The organism is Enterobacter sp. R-1.6.2, from assembly GCF_035064085.1.
Taxonomy (GTDB): Bacteria; Pseudomonadota; Gammaproteobacteria; order Enterobacterales; family Enterobacteriaceae; genus Enterobacter; species Enterobacter asburiae_B.
In genome coordinates this window covers 106,903-122,307 of sequence record NZ_JASEYI010000003.1, presented here as the reverse complement: position 1 = coordinate 122,307, position 15,405 = coordinate 106,903, and the positions used below count along the sequence as shown (strand labels likewise).

The window sequence follows — 15,405 nt, the reverse complement described above, 5'->3', positions numbered from 1 at the left end:
GGCTCAGGCGTCCGCGATGGACGCCTCTGCTTTCAGCAGTGACTCAAGCGGTGCCGGTCTGCCAATCAGATAACCCTGCACATAATCGATGCCTAGCGCCTGAACCGCGCTACGTATCTCTTCGCTTTCGACATACTCCGCTACCACCAGCATCTTTTTCATGCGCGCCAGATGGCAGATAGACGCCACAATCTGATAATCCAGGCTGTTGTTGACGATATTGCGAATAAAGCTGCCGTCAATCTTGAGAATATCCGCGTCCACGCTTTTCAGCCGCGCATAGCTCGCATAGCCGGTGCCAAAATCATCAATTGCAATACGTACCCCCATTTTCTGCAGCTGCCGGAGGATGTGTAGCGCCTGCTCCGCATTGCAAAAGGTGCTGCACTCCGTCACTTCAAAGATCAGTTGCCACGGCTCAATGGCGTATTTCGCCAGCAGGCGACTCACCTCAAGCGGAAACTGCACCCGACACACGGTCGACGGGGCAAGATTAATGGCAAAGCGCTGGCCGGGCAGTCTTTCGCGATGCGCGGCCAGGAAGCGCAGGGTGTGCTCGAGCACCCACAAATCTACCCGCGAGGAGAGACCAAACTCCTGCGCGACGGGCAGGAACTGGTCGGGGGAAATCAATAGCCCGTTGATATCCGGCATTCGGAGCAGGACTTCGTGATAGCAATCGCCACGCATGCCGCAAACGGGTTGAACCAGCAGGGCGAATTCGTCGTTATCGAGCGCCTTTTGCAGGCGGCTCATCATCGCAACTTTATCCTTCAGGCTGCGCTGCAAATGGACGGCCCCACGCTGCTGAAGGTTTTCCGGATGGTTGGAGGAGAGCGACAGGTCGGCAACCACGCCCAGCTCGCCCAGCACCAGATAAAGATGGTTAACCGGGGACCGGACATAGCAATAGCTCACGCCCACCTGCGGCTGCAGCGGCATGCCGTCCCAGACAAAGCGGAACTGCTTGATGTGCTCGTCCAGGGCCTCAATCCGCTGCTGGTGCGATTCCGCGTTAAGCCGTACCGACAGGTCATACCCGGTCAGGTGATACACCAGCTCATTGGGCTGGAGAATGCCACTCACCCACTGCGCTAGCTGCTGCTTGTACTGAATCCGCAGCAACACGCCGTAATTTCGGCCCAAAATTTCCAGCTCCGGAATGCGCAGCAGGCAGAGCGCCGACCACGGGTTTTTCGCCAGATCGCGCGACAGCGCCCGCAGGTTAGGCATATGGACGACCGGGTCGAGCAGCGCCAGCCTGCGGGAGCGTTTGTTCGCCGCGCGCTGCCGGGTCGCCAGCATCGACATATAAATCACCACGAACGAGAAGACCAGGTAACTGGAAGAGGTGATCGCCAGCTGAATGTCATACCCCGGGTTCACCGGGATATAGCGGTAAAAATAGTGAATAGACACCAGCAGTATCGGCGTCCAGATAAGCGAAATCAGCTTATAGCCAAAACGCATCGCGCCCCAGAGCATCACCGGCATCAGCAGGGAAAGAGTATAGTTGGTGGTGAAAATGGAGCTGTTCTCATTCATCGGAAGCAGCAGCAGCGAAAGCAGCCCGCCAAGCGCGATAGCCCACACCAACAACTCAACGACCGTCACCTTTTTGTCTATCTCGGAACGGATCTGCGAGAGAAGGCTTTTGATATAGCGCGGATGACGAAGCAGGCGGATCAGCAGATAGCTCAGCGGCACGCCCGTCAGGCCGCTGACCAGCAGCGTCTGATAGTTGATGAGCGTGCGAATATTGAGGGGATTTAATCCCGCAAGGCTCTGACGGCTCTCATACACGCCTAAATACACCGCAAACTGAAACAGCACTAGAAACAGCGTCGCGGGGCAGAACGCCTGCCAGAAGATGCGCTGCGCCATCAGCCGCACGTCTCCGTACGCGGTCATATTCCGTCTGGGCGCAAACACCCGGTAGCCACCCCAGCTGAGCACTAAAGGGACGACAAAATGGAGGATCCCCGCGACGGTTTCAAACATCCCGACCGACGGGTAATAGCGGATAAACAGCGACAATACGATCCCGGGCAGCGCTTCCAGGCCAAAGAACATCATCAGCGAAAGCAAAAATGAGAGGGGTAAATAATAGAGTGCCGCAATGCCGTCGCCCAGCTGCGTGAATGTATTCGCGATGCTCAGCACGGGAAGTAAAACCACAGGCAAAATAAGCGGTAATGCCCACCAGCGGTTTTCATTTTTTTTCAGGAAAGCGAGAATGTTCATAGATGCCCGGTTAAACCCCTTTCGCTCCAGAGGGAAAATAAAGACAGGCATCCAACCTGACGTACGCGCCGCCCGGCAAGGTGAGGGGCGAACTGTATGGAGGAAAGATTTTAAATATCAGGGCCGGGAAGCCATTGACTTAAATCAAACTACTTTACGCAAATAACTTTTCGCGGTGTTTTTTTGAAATTATTTTCTTCATATTATCAATATGGTAAATGCATTAATTAATTTCAATAACATTAATCAATGTAAACATTGACGGTTATTTACACACTTCAGAATTGACCCCATCTTCCCGCTGTGCCTTAATATCCTTGTCGCCCAAAAGGGCTTATCCAGGAAAAACAGAGTGAGTCAGGTCACGCGTATGCGAAAACGACATCAATTTAATACCCGAATGACCCGCATCATACTGCTCATCAGCTTCCTGTTTTTCTTTGGCCGCTTCGTTTACTCTTCAATTGGCGCCTGGTACCACCATCAGGACAAAACCCAGTCGCAGCAATCCAGCCTGACCGTCGACACCGCTGACCGCTAAACAGCCGTAGGATGTTGCACGAGCCGAATAATGGCCGCGATCCCTTTGCTGAGGATTTTATCCTGCCGCATTACCACCGCCAGCTGCCGCTGCAGCATGGGCGTAAGCGACATCACGCATAGCCCTTCGCGATCGGCATCCTGTTCGACCGCCATTCGCGGCACAATACTGTAGCCCAGACCCGCACGAACCATGCGTTTGATCGCCTCGATGCTGCCAAGCTGCATCACCGGTGCGATCGCTAATCCATTCGCCGCAAACCAGCCATCGATCAGCGCCCGGGTACCGCTGCCTGATTCAAAGGCAATCAGCGGCTGAGCGTGCAGCGCCTCCGGGGTAAAATCCCTGAACGCATCCTGCTGCTCCCGCGACGCGATAAAAACAAACTCTTCGTCCATTACCGGCATGACGTCCAGCGCTCTGCCGCTCACCGGCAGCGTCACCAGCCCCATATCGAGCCGGTTCTCTTCGATGGCCCTGACGATGTCGAGGGTGTTGCCCGTCGTCACCCCCACGCTCAGGAGCGGATAGTCTCGACGCAGCTTCTCCAGCAGCGGCGGCAGAAGATGGATGCAGGCCGTTGCCCCCGTGCCAAGCGTAATGGTGCCGCTCACATCGTGGCTGAATGCGCTCACGGACCGGATGGCGTCATCCACCGCCTGCTGAATACGCTCCCCATACGCCAGCAACGCCTGCCCGGCAGCCGTAGCCTTAATCCCTCGTCCGGTACGCTCCACCAGCCGCGTTTGCAGAAACTGCTCCAGCTGACGTATTTGCAGGCTGACGGCAGGCTGGGAAATACCCAGCGCATCCGCTGCCGCTGAAAAGCTGCCGCGCTGTATCACCAGACGAAAGGTGGCGAGATAGCCCAGATTAAGCGTTGTCATTCAAAGTTTCTCTTATACCGCGCATAAGGTTGCTGCCCTGCCAGCACAATAGCGCGCGAGTTATGCTCAGGACAACTGCATAACGGAATGAAAAACAATGGAAACACCCGCCCTGCCACGCCGCCTCGCCCTCACGGCGGGATGTAATCAGCTTATCAACTGGGGGATCTCGTTTTATATGCCCGGCACCTTTGCGCTGGCGATTTCAGCCGACCGGGGATGGTCATCACCGCAGATTTATCTCGGCCTGACGCTGGCGATGCTGGTGATGGCGGCGGTTTCTCCGTTTGTCGCCCGCCTGCTGGCACGCTTTAGCGGTCAGAAAGTGGTGATGAGCGGCACGTTGCTGATCGCCGCAAGCTGCGCTGGGATGGCGTATACCCAGACGCTTTTTGGCTGGTACTGCGCCTGGCTGATCGGCGGCGTAGGGATGCGCCTGTCGCTGTACGACGCGCTGTTCGCCGCGCTGGTGAACCTCTACGGGCAGCAGGCGCGAAGAACAATCTCACGCGTCACGCTGGCGGGCGGGCTGGCCTCCGCCGTTTTCTGGCCGCTGGGCGATGCTCTGCTTCAGGTCATGAGCTGGCAGGAGGCGCTGCGCGTCTACGCGCTCTTCGGCCTGCTGAGCGCGATGCTGATTCGAACGCTTCCCCGGCAGCGGCTGACGGTGACGACAAAGGTCACCGCGCCGCCGCTGAACAACGAGCGGCGTAACGCCTGGCTTTATGCCGCCTTCATTGCCCTCATCACCTTTGTCTCTAACGGCACCTCCACCCATCTGCCGGAGTTTATTGCCCACTTCGGCCTGCCGGTCGCCATCGGCATGCTGTGGGGGATCGGCCAGACGGGCGCCCGCTCGCTGGAAGTGCTGGCGGGTGCCCGCTTAACCCCCTTCAAACTGACGCTTTTTACCGCGCTCGCCATGCCGCTCTGCTTTCTTCTGGGGATGAGCAGCGCCCTGTTTGCGTGGTGTGCGGCCGGGTTTGTGCTGGGCTACGGCGCCATCAACGGGCTGGTCACCATCGTAAAAGCCACCCTGCCGCTGGAGCTGTTTAGCACCGAAAGCTATGCCCGCCGCACGGGGATGCTGCTTATCCCAGGCCAGCTGATGGCGGCAGCCTCACCGTTTGCCTATGCGTGGCTGAATAAAACGCTGGGGATCGCAGGTGCAATGTGGGTATCAACGGGATTGACGCTGGTGATTGCCGGGCTGGCGATAGCGATTGTGCGTCGTCCAGGCAGGCAAACTGTATCGCACTGTATCCAGAGCGCCACGCTGACAAACGGGTACAAAACGCCGCCTCCGGCAAATATCTCCGATACATAAAAATGGTTTTCTTTCCCTGTCGTCATTCACAACCGATAAGGAGAGAACCCATGATTCTTCGCTTTGCACTTTTCCCCCTGCTAGTCCTGGCCTCTGTAGCCCATGCCCGGACCATGCCGCTGGATAACCTGAGCGCCGCGGACGTTAACGGCCCCGCCGCCGTTGCGCCGCTGGCGCAGCCGCAGCCGCCCGCCAGGCTGATAGTCGATCCGCCGCTTGCCGGGCCGCTGAGCAAAGGCGCGGTGTTTATCCAGTACCGTGCCGAAAACCTGCGCATCGAGCCGGTATTCGGCCCCGATGCGCTCAAGGTCACCCCGCGCATCGGTCACATTCACGTGGTGGTGGATGACGCGCCGTGGCACTGGGCTGACGCCAGCGGAGAGCCGGTGATCCTGGTGGGGCTACCCGCCGGTAAACACAAGGTGACGATTATTCTGGCCGACCCGACGCACAAGCCGCTCGACCACAAAACCGTTGAATTCACCGTCCCGCCCCACGCGACGGTCCACCACTTTTAAGGAGTCTGAAGATGAAAGCACTGTCTGTAGTGACGGCAGGCCTGCTGGCGGTTTCCGCCAGCGCCTTTGCGCAGAGCCAAACCAGCGTCGTGCTGGTGCACGGCGCGTTTGCCGACGGCAGCAGCTGGAATAAGGTGATTACCCTGTTGCAGAAGCAGCACGCCGAGGTCATTGCCGTCCAGCTCCCGCTCACGTCGCTTAAGGATGACGTTGCGGCCACGCGGCGGGCCATCGCCCGCGCTCAGGGTGACGTGGTGCTGGTGGGCCACTCCTGGGGCGGCACCGTGATTAGCGAGGCGGGCAACGATGCGCGGGTAAAATCGCTGGTGTACGTGGCGGCGTTCGCGCCGGATTCCGGCCAGTCGACTGCGGATCTGGCAGGAAGCTATCCTGCCCCGCCGGGCAGCGCGGGCATTGCTAAAACGGCGGACGGCTATTTATACCTGCCGACAGGAGCTGTCAGAAAGGACTTCGCGCCTGACGTGAAGCCAGACACTCAAAACACCATTGCAGCCACGCAGGGGCCAATTAAGGCCGAGGCGTTTGGTGAAAAGGTCGCCCACGCGGCGTGGCATGATAAACCGAGCTGGTATGTGGTCAGCAAGAATGACCGAATGATCAACCCCGATCTTGAACGGGCGATGGCGAAGACGATCCATGCGAAAACCGCCGAGGTGGCGGCAAGCCACGTGTCGATGGTGAGCCAGCCGCAGATCGTCGCCCGGACGATTGAGCAGGCGATAAGCAGTAATTAACCGGAGCGACTCATTCGATCTTCTGCACTTCCGTATCCACCGGCAGCAGCGCAGTGCCGTCATGCGCTGCTGGCGCCATAAAGGGAACCGGCCTGCCCGTCCGCCTGTCGACCAGCAGCGAGTGACGCTCGCCCTGCGCAAACAGATTTTGCTCTCCCCACTGACGCAGCGCCACGATCACGGGGAAAAGACGTTCGCCTTTGTCGGTCAGAACATATTCCTGATAAGCCGTGCCGTCCGATGCTCCCTGTAACGTCAGGATTTCTGCCTCAACCAGCTTGCGAAGCCGGTCAGAAAGGATGTTGCGCGCCACCCCAAGGCTGCGCTGAAAATCCCCGAAGCGCGTCATGCCGTCAAACGCATTACGCACAATAAGAAGCGACCAGCGATCCCCGAGCAGGTCAACGCTGCGGGCAACGGGACAATATTCCTCTTTTACCGTATTTCGGGACATCACCTGTTTTCCTCGCAAAGGCCACCCTATAACTAGTTGCATTTTAAAACTGCATAGCCTAGCATTCAACCAGTTTCATTTTAAAACCAGGTTATCACAGGCGAGGATTTTGAATATGTCACTGACGTCAGCCCTTCCTTCAGCCGGCATGCCGCGCAGCATGGTCTGGCTGTTCGCCACCGCCAGCGGCCTAAGCGTGGCAAACGTCTATTACGCCCAGCCTCTGCTTGACGCGCTGGCGAACGATTTCGGCATCAACCATGCGGCCGTGGGGGGCGTGGTGACCGCGACACAAATTGGCTGCGCGCTGGCTCTTTTGCTTGTCGTTCCTCTGGGTGACAAAGTGGATCGTCGACGACTCATGGCAGTACAGCTGATTGCTCTGGTGGTGGCGCTGGTTTCCGTCAGCATGGCACAGTCCTCTTCAGCGCTGCTGATCGGTATGCTTGCGACCGGTATGTTGGGCACGGCCATGACGCAGGGGCTGATCGCCTACGCCGCCAGCGCCGCGTCGCCCCATGAACAAGGACGCGTTGTCGGTGCGGCACAGGGCGGCGTGTTCACAGGTTTGCTGCTCGCTCGCGTCTTTGCCGGTGGCATCAGCGATATCGCGGGCTGGCGCGGGGTCTATCTTTGTGCTGCCGCGCTGATGCTCATGATTGCGTTACCTCTGTGGTGGCGACTCCCCGCCCTGCCAGCCGTCACTGCCACGATGAGCTACCCGCGGCTGATTGGCTCAATGCTCACGCTGCTGCGGCAGGAAAAAGTGCTGCAGATACGCGGCGTGCTGGCGCTGCTGATGTTTGCATCGTTCAACATTTTCTGGAGCGCGCTGGTGCTGCCGCTGAGCGCACCGCCGTTTAACTTTTCGCATACAGCGATTGGCGCGTTTGGACTGGCTGGCGCGGTGGGCGCGCTGGCGGCTGGCCGGGCAGGACGCTGGGCCGATCGGGGATATGCCCAACGCACCAGCGCGGCGGCGCTGAGTATCTTACTGTTAGCCTGGTGGCCCTTGTCGCTGATGGACCGTTCACTCGGGATCTTGCTTATCGGCATCATACTGCTCGACTTGGGCGGTCAGGCGCTGCACGTCACTAATCAGAGCATGATTTTCCGCACCCGTCCCGAGGCGCACAGCCGGCTGGTCGGGCTTTACATGCTGTTTTATGCCGTCGGCAGCGGGCTCGGCGCGCTCGGCACAACGATGACGTATGCCTGTGCCGGCTGGCCGGGCGTCTGCCTGCTTGGCGCCTCGGTCAGCCTGCTGGCGCTGGTGTTCTGGTGGCTAACCCGCGCTAGCCACCGCTGTCCGCGGGATAATCCCGATTAATCCACGCGTGGTCCTCTTCCCAGGTGAACATCCATTTGCGCACCGGGCCGGCCATCACGTTGAGGTAGTAGCTGTCATACCCGGCCATCGTCGCGACCGGGTGGTAGCCCTTCGGCACCATCACCACGTCACGGTTATAGACCGCCATACACTCATCCAGCGCTCTGTCGTCGGTGTAGACGCGCTGCATGCAGAACCCCTGCTCCGGGTTGAGGCGATGGTAGTAGGTTTCCTCCAGGTAGGTCTCCTGAGGCGGGTTATCCGTGTCGTGCTTGTGGCTCGGATACGAGCTGGTGCAGCCTTCACTGGTCCACACCTCCACCACCAGCAGGCTGTCGGCGGGCCTGTCTTCCGGCAAAATATTATGCACGTAGCGCTGGTTATGACCTTTGCCGCGCGCTTCACCGTCGATATCCTGTGGCGCAATCAGCCGCGTCGGATACGTGCCTTTGCCCGGCGCGGCGCAGACCGCCAGCTCCAGCGTCGTCAGCGCCTTCACCTGCACCGTCTCCTGCGGGGTGACGTACACCGCCCACGGCTTAATGCGCTCGAAGGGGCTCATCCGCTCGCCGATATCGTTAAACTGCGCGGAAGGCGTGCTGATAGAGGCCCGCCCGGCGACCAGCACCAGGCAGCGCTCTTCGCTAACGGCGGGCAGCGTCAGCGTCTGCCCCTCCTGTAGCTCATACGCCTCAAAGCCGACGTAGCCCCACCCCGCGCTTTCCGGTGTAACACACTGGGTGCGCCCCTCCGCGTTCGGCTGTTGCCAGTGTGATAACAGACGTGACATGTTCCCTCCTCAAATCAGTCCGGCGTCGCGCGCCAGGCGGCTCAGGTTGTTATACCCCAGACGGGCGTAGGTCAGCGGATGGGCAATCGCCGGATCCTGCTCGGCCTCGACCACCAGCCAGCCGTGATAATCCTGCGCCTTCAGCAGCCGCATAATCGGTGGGTAATCGACGCAGCCGTCGCCCGGCACGGTAAACACGCCGCTCAGCACCGCATCGAGGAAGCTGGTTTTGCGGTTTTTCACGTCCGCCAGCACGTCGGCGCGCACGTCTTTGCAGTGAACGTGATTGATGCGCGACGCCCAACGCTGCGCCACCGCCAGCGGATCGGCCCCGGCAAAGGTCAGATGGCCGGTATCCAGCAGCAGTCCGACCGCCTACCCGGTGTGAGTCATCAGGTTGTCCACGTCCTCGGCAGACTCAATCACCGTGCCCATATGGTGATGGTAGGCAATCTGCACGCCCTGCTGCTGCGTATAGCGGGCAAATTCGGTGAGCTTCTCGCCGTACTCCTTCCAGCGTTCCTGCGGGAAGCGCGGGCGCAGATGCACCGGGGTCTGCTGCTCGCCGTGAATGCAGCCGCTCACTTCCGCAAACACCAGCACCTTCGCCCCCAGCTCGCGCAGCAGCGTCAGGTGTGACTGCACGGCGGCGATCTCCTCCTCCACGCTGCGCTCCAGCAGGCGGCCGGAGTACCAGCCGGAGACCAGCTGCAGGTCGTGACGCTGCAGGATGGGGCCAAGCAGGCGCGCTTCGCGCGGAAATTTATTGCCCAGCTCGAAGCCGGCAAAACCGGCCTCTTTACCTTCGCTCAGACAGGTCTCCAGCGACGTCTCCGCGCCGAGAGAAGGCAGATCGTCGTTCGTCCACGTCAGCGGGTTAATGCCTAATTGCACACTCATTGTCGTCTCCATTATGCGTGTCCGCGCTCGCGCCACCAGGCGATAAGCTGCAGGTAGTTGTCCCGGATGCGCGCCACCAGCTGCGCATCGTCAATATCGTGCTTCAGCCACGCGCGGGAGGCATCGCCAAACAGCGTGCGCCCCACGGCGAAGCCTTTCACTACCGTCTGCCCCGCTGCGGCTTTGAAGTCGGCGCGCAGCTGTTCCGCCGGGGCGTCCAGGCCGAGGATCACCACCCCGCGGCAGTGCGGGTCCCGGCGTTCGATAATCTCGCTCAGCGCCGTCCAGCCGTCGGCGGAGAGCGGCGGCAGCTTCCACCAGTCCGGGTAAATGCCCAGGTTGTAGAAGCGGGAGATGGCGCGCAGGTAGAGCTCGTCGCTGCGCGGCATGGTCGCAGGCAGGATCACCTCAAGCAGCAGCTCGTGCCCGGAACGGCAGCAGGCGTGGTACACCTCGGCGATTTTCTGCTCCTGCTCCAGGCGCAGGCCGTGGGCATCTTCCGGGTGGAAAAAGACCAGGCACTTCACCACGTGCTCCTGCGGCCAGCTGATAAGCTGGGTGCCGATGTTGCCGTGCTCCATCTCCAGCGGCCGGGAACCCGGCAGCTCGATGGGACGACCAATCCACCACCCTTCCCCGGTGATGGCGTTCAGCGCGTCCTGACCAAAGGTGCCGTCGCACAGAAGACCGGCTTTGCCCTCCAGCCCGGCGCGGCTCGCCGCCTCGCGGCTGGCCTGCAGGATCAGCTGCTTCAGCGCCGGAATGCGCTTAAGCGACGCGCCGCACTGCATCGCCATATCCTCAAGCTGGCTGCGGTGGTCGAAGGCCATCACACACAGCTCCGGCCATTCGCGGCGGCGGGTGGTCACCCGGTGGAGATGGTTAAGACGCGGGTCGAGATCCGGGCGCGGCACGTTCGCGGCGCGGGAAAGATAGTCATCCAGCTCGATTTTGCTCGGCATCGCCGGGGCGCAGCCGTGGCGCGAAACCACCAGCGCGCCACAGGCGTTGGCGTACCGGCACGCCTGCTCCCAGCCTTCGTCGTTCAGGTAGCCGCGCAGCAGGCCGGACATAAACGCGTCCCCCGCCCCGAGGACGTTCAGCACCTCCACGCGCACGCCGGTCACCGTCAGGCCGTCGTCCAGCCGGGGCGGAATGGCGTCGGTATAGACCGAGCAGCCGAGCGCGCCGCGTTTGCAGACCAGCGCAGCGTCACTGACGGCGCGCACCTGCTCCAGCGCCTGGAGGGTATCCGTGCTGCCGCCCGCAATGTGAAACTCCTCTTCGGTGCCGACAATGACGTCGAAGAGGTGCAGAACCTCCTGCAGCTCGCGGGTGACCTTATCGGCGGCGATAAAGCGCGTTTCGCCGTCGCCTAAGGCGGTGAGCCCCCACAGCACCGGACGATAGTCGATGTCCAGCACCGTGCGCACGCCGTGACGGCGGGCATAGCCCAGCGCCGTCAGCACCGCCTCGCGGGTCTGCGGATGAGAAAGGTGAGTCCCGGTGATGGCAAGACAACGTGCGGAGGCAATGTAGCTTTCGTCCACATCGCTGGCGGTAATCGCCATGTCCGCGCAGTTATCGCGATAAAAAATCAGTGGAAAGGTGTCCCGGTCTTTAATGCCGAGGAGCACCAGCGCCGTAAGGCGTTGTTTATCGGTAATCAGATGGCTGGTATCGCAGCCCACCTGGTTGAGCTCTTCCCGCAGGAAGCGGCCCATATGTTCATCGCCGACGCGCGCCAGCATCGACGAACGTAAACCCTGACGCGCGGTGCCATACGCCACGTTGCCCGACGACCCGCCGAGGTATTTGGCGAAGCTCGATACATCCTCCAGACGCGCACCAATCTGCTGACTGTAGAGGTCTACCGCCACGCGGCCCATGCATATCACATCAAACTGCTTTTCCACGTTGATACCTCATCAGACAATGTCGTTCACGTTCAGCCAGCGGCCTTCCCGGTGCGAGAGCGCAATCGCGTCCAGCACGCGCGACACCTTCCAGCCCTCTTCGAAGTCCGGCCACACCGGCGCGTCGGCGGCAATCCCGTCCACCAGGTCGCGCACCTCCACCGTTTTTTGATCGTTAAAGCCAATCCCGTGGCCCGCGCCCATGCAGAACGCGGCGTAGTCCGGGTGCGCCGGGCCGACGAGCAGCGTGCGGAACCCCTGGCGGTTCACCGGATCGTCATGCAGATAGAGCTTCAGCTCGGCCATGCGCTCCTGGGTGAAGCTGATGGCGCCTTTCGTTCCGGTGATGACGTACGACAGCCCCATCTTGCGGCCGCAGGCAACGCGGGAGGTTTCAATAACCCCTTGCGCGCCGCCCGCAAAGCGCACCATCGCGTGAGCCTGATCCTCGTTTTCGACGGCGATCATCTCCGACGATCCGGCCTTCGCCGGGCGCGCCGGGACCACGATCTTCAGATCGCCGCAGACCTGCTCGATCTCCCCGACCAGATACTGGGCCATGTTGACGATATGCGCCGCGAGGTCGCCCAGCGCCCCCAGCCCGGCGGTCTCTTTGAAGCAGTGCCAGTGAATGGGCGAGAGCGGGTCGGCCATATAGTCTTCGTTGTGGGTGCCGTAGAAGTGGATCACCTCGCCAATCTCGCCTCGCGCGATAATCTCCTTCGCCAGCTGCGCCGTCGGGTTTTTCATGTAGTTGAACCCCACCAGCGTTTTCACTCCTGCCCGCTGTGCAGCCTCAACCATTTCACGCGCGTCGTGGGCGTTCAGCGCCAGCGGCTTTTCCGAGTACACATGCTTGCCGCGGCGGATCGCCTCCAGCGCCATCTCCTTATGCAGATGGTTGGGTGAACAAATATCCACCACGTCAATGGCCGGGTCGGCCACCAGCGCCCGCCAGTCCCCGGTGGAGCGGTTGAAGCCAAACGCCTGCGCGCGCGCTGCCGCCAGCTCCGGCGTGACTTCCGCCACCATCTCGCGCACCAGCCTGCCGCGCAGGTTGAAGACCGTCGGGGCCTGGGCATAGGCAATGGCGTGCGCCTTGCCGATATACCCGGTGCCAATTAATCCAATACGAACCTCTTTCATCGTGATCCTCACAGTGCGCCGCGACGGCTTTTGGCATAGGTATCGAATGCCACCGCCAGAACGATAATTAATCCGGTGATAATCTGCTGGTAGTAGGCCGAGACGTTCATCAGCACCAGGCCGTTAATCAGAATGCCCATGATGATGGAGCCGATAATGGTGCCGCCGATGCGCCCGTAGCCGCCCATCAGCGAGGTGCCGCCGATCACCACCGAGGCGATGACGCGCAGCTCAAAGGAGATCCCGGCCACCGCCTCGGCGCTCCCCAGACGCGCGCTCAGAATGAAGCCCGCCAGCCCCGCCAGACAGCCGATCAGCACGTAGACGCTGACCAGCACGCGCTTGACGTTGACCCCCGCCAGGCGCGCCGCCTCCGGGTTGCCACCGATGGCGTAGACGAAGCGGCCCCAGCGGGTTTTATGCAGCGCCAGATAGCCGCCGACGGCGACGATGGCGAAGATCCAGATAGGAATAGAGATGCCGAGCAGCTCCCCGCGCCCCCACCAGCGGTAGCCAGGGTCGAAACCGGCAATCGGCGCACCGTCGTTAATCACCAGCGTCAGGCCGCGCCAGATGGTCATCCCGCCGAGGGTAACGATGAACGGCGGCAGGCGCAGGCGGGTGACGCCCAGACCGTGCAGAAAGCCAATCGCCGTACCCATCGCCAGACAAATCCCCAGCCCGATCAGCCAGCTCATGCCGCCCCAGGCGTTCGGGTCGACGGTGGTGAAGTTATCGCCCTTAATGACGTACGCCGCGGTCATGGCGCACACCGCGAGAATGGAGCCCACGGAGAGGTCGATCCCGGCGGTCAGAATGACGAAGGTCATCCCCACGGCCATGATCCCGTAGATGGACACTTCGGTCAGGATGTTGAAAATATTGCGTTCAGAGAAAAAGTTGCTGTTCTGCGACTGGAAGAAGATCAGCAGCAGGATCATGAAAATCAGCACCCCGAAGCGCTCGAAGAAGGCGATGGGATCGATGCGTCCGGCGCGTTTGACCGGGGCCTGCGTTTTAGAAATCATCTGCGTCATGAGAAACTCCGTTATGCCGCGTTCAGGGCGTTGTGGTTGATGGCCATCATCGTCATCAGCCGTTCTTCGTTAGCGTCGTCGCCGTGGATCTCGCCGGTCACCCGGCCTTCGCTGAGGGTGATGATCCGGTCAGACACCGCCATCACCTCAGGCAGATCGGAGGAGATCACGATCACCGCCACGCCCTTTTTCGCCATGTCAAACAGCACCTGGTGCACTTCCGATTTGGTCCCCACGTCGATGCCGCGCGTCGGCTCATCGACGATCAGCACCCGCGGGTTGAGCGCCATGCAGCGCGCGAGGATCACCTTTTGCTGGTTGCCGCCGGAAAGCTTGCGCACCTCCTGCGCGCTGTTGACCATTTTGATCTGCAGCGCCTTGCGGTAGGACTCAATCAGATCGTCCTCTTTGCGGGTGTTCACGAACCAGCGCCACTGCAGCAGCGAGGAGAGACAGGAGAGCGACAGGTTGTCGCGAATCGACAGCCCCAGCACCGCCCCCTCTTTTTTGCGGTCTTCCGGCACCAGCGCCACGCCCTGGTCGAGGGCATACAGCGGGTCGCGCGGCTGGTACGGCACGCCGTCCAGCTCAAAGCTCCCTGAGGTAAAGACGTCTGCGCCAAACAGGCAGCGGGCCACTTCGGTACGTCCCGCGCCCACCAGCCCGGCAATGCCTAAGACTTCCCCGGCGTGGACGTGGAAGCTGATGTCGTGCAGGGCGATGCCGTGCGGATCCAGCGGCGGCTTTTCGCGGCTCAGCCCCTTTACCGCCAGGCGGACGGGTTTGTCCTCATGATGGGTTTCGCTGGCGGGGCGACGGTTAAAGGCCACGTCGCGCCCGACCATCAGGCGGATCAGCTGTTCGACGTTGGTCTCCGCCACCGCGCCGGTGCCGGTAAAGCGGCCGTCCTGGAAAACGGTGAAGCGATCGCAGAGCTGGAAAACTTCGTGCAGACGGTGGGTAACGTAAATAATGCTCACGCCGCGGTTTTTAAGCTCCCGCACCACGCGGTGCAGGCTTTCCACCTCGCTGTCGCTCAGCGCGGCGGAAGGTTCGTCCATAATGATTAACCGGGCGTTGAGGGTCAGCGCCCGGGCGATCTCCACCATCTGCTGCTGGGCGACGCTCAGGCGGGCGACAGGCGTGGTCGGCGCAACGTTCAGCTGGAGGTAATCGAGAATGACCTGCGCCTCCTGGTTGACCGCCTTTTCGTCGACGATCAGGTTCCGTCTGCGCGGCTCGCGTCCGAGAAACATGTTTTCCGCGACGGTCATGTTGGGCAGCAGGTTGAACTCCTGATAGATGGTGATAATGCCCTTGTTCTGGCGTTCCACCGGGGAGTCGTCCACCGGCAGCGTTTCGCCGTTGAACCAGATATCCCCGCGCGTTTGCGGCTGCGCGCCCGCAAGCGCCTTCAGCAGCGTGGATTTTCCCGCCCCGTTTTCCCCCAGCAGGGCGTGAATTTCGCCGCTGCCGACGGTCAGCTGAGCGCTGCTCAGCGCCCAGACGCCGGAAAAGCTTTTTGCCAGGTCGGTCACTTTCAGTAAGGGTTGCGACATC

The 15,405-nt window shown here is 61.0% G+C and carries 13 protein-coding genes and 1 pseudogene; 5 read left to right on the top strand and 9 right to left on the bottom strand.

Translation table 11 applies throughout. The annotated features are described in order from the left end of the window. Positions 1-3: 3 nt before the first annotated feature. Positions 4-2,244: an EAL domain-containing protein gene (locus QMN93_RS04310; RefSeq protein ID WP_182383866.1), complete on the bottom strand. Its 2,241-nt coding sequence runs from the start codon at positions 2,242-2,244 to the stop codon at positions 4-6. A gap of 370 nt (positions 2,245-2,614) precedes the next feature. Between QMN93_RS04310 and QMN93_RS04305 the strand changes: the two genes are divergently transcribed. After that, complete coding sequence (locus tag QMN93_RS04305; protein WP_023333002.1) at positions 2,615-2,785, top strand: YfgG family protein; 171 nt, start codon at positions 2,615-2,617, stop codon at positions 2,783-2,785. Here QMN93_RS04305 and QMN93_RS04300 read toward each other — a convergent pair. Then, the gene (locus QMN93_RS04300) at positions 2,782-3,672 is read right to left on the bottom strand and encodes a LysR family transcriptional regulator (protein ID WP_182383867.1); all 891 of its coding nucleotides are present in this window, start codon (positions 3,670-3,672) and stop codon (positions 2,782-2,784) included. The genes QMN93_RS04305 and QMN93_RS04300 overlap by 4 nt on opposite strands. Positions 3,673-3,769: 97 nt before the next feature. On the opposite strand from QMN93_RS04300, the gene QMN93_RS04295 reads away from it, so the two are divergent. The 3 genes from QMN93_RS04295 to QMN93_RS04285 are packed head-to-tail and all read left to right on the top strand — an operon-like array spanning position 3,770 to position 6,272. Continuing rightward, complete coding sequence (locus QMN93_RS04295; RefSeq protein WP_064673743.1) at positions 3,770-4,999, top strand: MFS transporter; 1,230 nt, start codon at positions 3,770-3,772, stop codon at positions 4,997-4,999. A 50-nt stretch (positions 5,000-5,049) separates the two neighbouring features. Then, positions 5,050-5,517, top strand: a complete 468-nt coding sequence (locus QMN93_RS04290) for a DUF6130 family protein (RefSeq protein WP_182383869.1) — start codon at positions 5,050-5,052, stop codon at positions 5,515-5,517. Between the two features lie 11 nt (positions 5,518-5,528). Further along, the gene (locus QMN93_RS04285; RefSeq protein ID WP_193139800.1) at positions 5,529-6,272 is read left to right on the top strand and encodes an alpha/beta fold hydrolase; all 744 of its coding nucleotides are present in this window, start codon (positions 5,529-5,531) and stop codon (positions 6,270-6,272) included. Between the two features lie 10 nt (positions 6,273-6,282). Here the strand turns inward: QMN93_RS04285 and QMN93_RS04280 are convergent, their stop codons facing one another. Then, a complete protein-coding gene (locus QMN93_RS04280) occupies positions 6,283-6,729 on the bottom strand; it encodes a helix-turn-helix domain-containing protein (RefSeq protein ID WP_196760032.1) in 447 nt (148 codons plus the stop codon). A 112-nt stretch (positions 6,730-6,841) separates the two neighbouring features. On the opposite strand from QMN93_RS04280, the gene QMN93_RS04275 reads away from it, so the two are divergent. Continuing rightward, a complete protein-coding gene (locus tag QMN93_RS04275; protein WP_226852664.1) occupies positions 6,842-8,056 on the top strand; it encodes an MFS transporter in 1,215 nt (404 codons plus the stop codon). On the opposite strand, the gene iolB is transcribed toward QMN93_RS04275, so the two are convergent. The 6 genes and pseudogenes from iolB to QMN93_RS04245 all read right to left on the bottom strand — a co-directional run bounded on the left by iolB (position 8,022) and on the right by QMN93_RS04245 (position 15,404). After that, on the bottom strand, positions 8,022-8,846 hold the full coding sequence (gene iolB, locus QMN93_RS04270; protein ID WP_193139801.1) for a 5-deoxy-glucuronate isomerase: 825 nt from the start codon (positions 8,844-8,846) through the stop codon (positions 8,022-8,024). The genes QMN93_RS04275 and iolB overlap by 35 nt on opposite strands. A 9-nt stretch (positions 8,847-8,855) precedes the next feature. Next, positions 8,856-9,746 (bottom strand): annotated as a pseudogene (iolE, locus tag QMN93_RS04265) (myo-inosose-2 dehydratase). An 11-nt stretch (positions 9,747-9,757) separates the two neighbouring features. Then, a complete protein-coding gene (gene iolC, locus QMN93_RS04260) occupies positions 9,758-11,662 on the bottom strand; it encodes a 5-dehydro-2-deoxygluconokinase (protein ID WP_193139803.1) in 1,905 nt (634 codons plus the stop codon). 12 nt (positions 11,663-11,674) lie between these two features. Continuing rightward, positions 11,675-12,808: a Gfo/Idh/MocA family protein gene (locus QMN93_RS04255; RefSeq protein ID WP_193139805.1), complete on the bottom strand. Its 1,134-nt coding sequence runs from the start codon at positions 12,806-12,808 to the stop codon at positions 11,675-11,677. 8 nt (positions 12,809-12,816) lie between these two features. Continuing rightward, positions 12,817-13,845, bottom strand: coding sequence for an ABC transporter permease (locus tag QMN93_RS04250; protein ID WP_028014045.1), 1,029 nt, complete (start codon positions 13,843-13,845; stop codon positions 12,817-12,819). An 11-nt stretch (positions 13,846-13,856) separates the two neighbouring features. After that, on the bottom strand, positions 13,857-15,404 hold the full coding sequence (locus QMN93_RS04245) for a sugar ABC transporter ATP-binding protein (RefSeq protein ID WP_193139807.1): 1,548 nt from the start codon (positions 15,402-15,404) through the stop codon (positions 13,857-13,859). Position 15,405: the final 1 nt, after the last annotated feature.

Excerpts from the sequence above, each read along its gene's own strand:
- QMN93_RS04250 (WP_028014045.1), bottom strand. The coding sequence starts at position 13,845 with ATGACGCAGATGATTTCTAAAACGCAGGCCCCGGTCAAACGCGCCGGA.
- QMN93_RS04310 (WP_182383866.1), bottom strand. The coding sequence starts at position 2,244 with ATGAACATTCTCGCTTTCCTGAAAAAAAATGAAAACCGCTGGTGGGCA.
- QMN93_RS04285 (WP_193139800.1), top strand. The coding sequence starts at position 5,529 with ATGAAAGCACTGTCTGTAGTGACGGCAGGCCTGCTGGCGGTTTCCGCC.
- QMN93_RS04300 (WP_182383867.1), bottom strand. The coding sequence starts at position 3,672 with ATGACAACGCTTAATCTGGGCTATCTCGCCACCTTTCGTCTGGTGATA.
- QMN93_RS04295 (WP_064673743.1), top strand. The coding sequence starts at position 3,770 with ATGGAAACACCCGCCCTGCCACGCCGCCTCGCCCTCACGGCGGGATGT.
- QMN93_RS04305 (WP_023333002.1), top strand. The coding sequence starts at position 2,615 with ATGCGAAAACGACATCAATTTAATACCCGAATGACCCGCATCATACTG.
- QMN93_RS04245 (WP_193139807.1), bottom strand. The coding sequence starts at position 15,404 with ATGTCGCAACCCTTACTGAAAGTGACCGACCTGGCAAAAAGCTTTTCC.
- QMN93_RS04255 (WP_193139805.1), bottom strand. The coding sequence starts at position 12,808 with ATGAAAGAGGTTCGTATTGGATTAATTGGCACCGGGTATATCGGCAAG.
- iolB (WP_193139801.1), bottom strand. The coding sequence starts at position 8,846 with ATGTCACGTCTGTTATCACACTGGCAACAGCCGAACGCGGAGGGGCGC.
- QMN93_RS04275 (WP_226852664.1), top strand. The coding sequence starts at position 6,842 with ATGTCACTGACGTCAGCCCTTCCTTCAGCCGGCATGCCGCGCAGCATG.
- QMN93_RS04290 (WP_182383869.1), top strand. The coding sequence starts at position 5,050 with ATGATTCTTCGCTTTGCACTTTTCCCCCTGCTAGTCCTGGCCTCTGTA.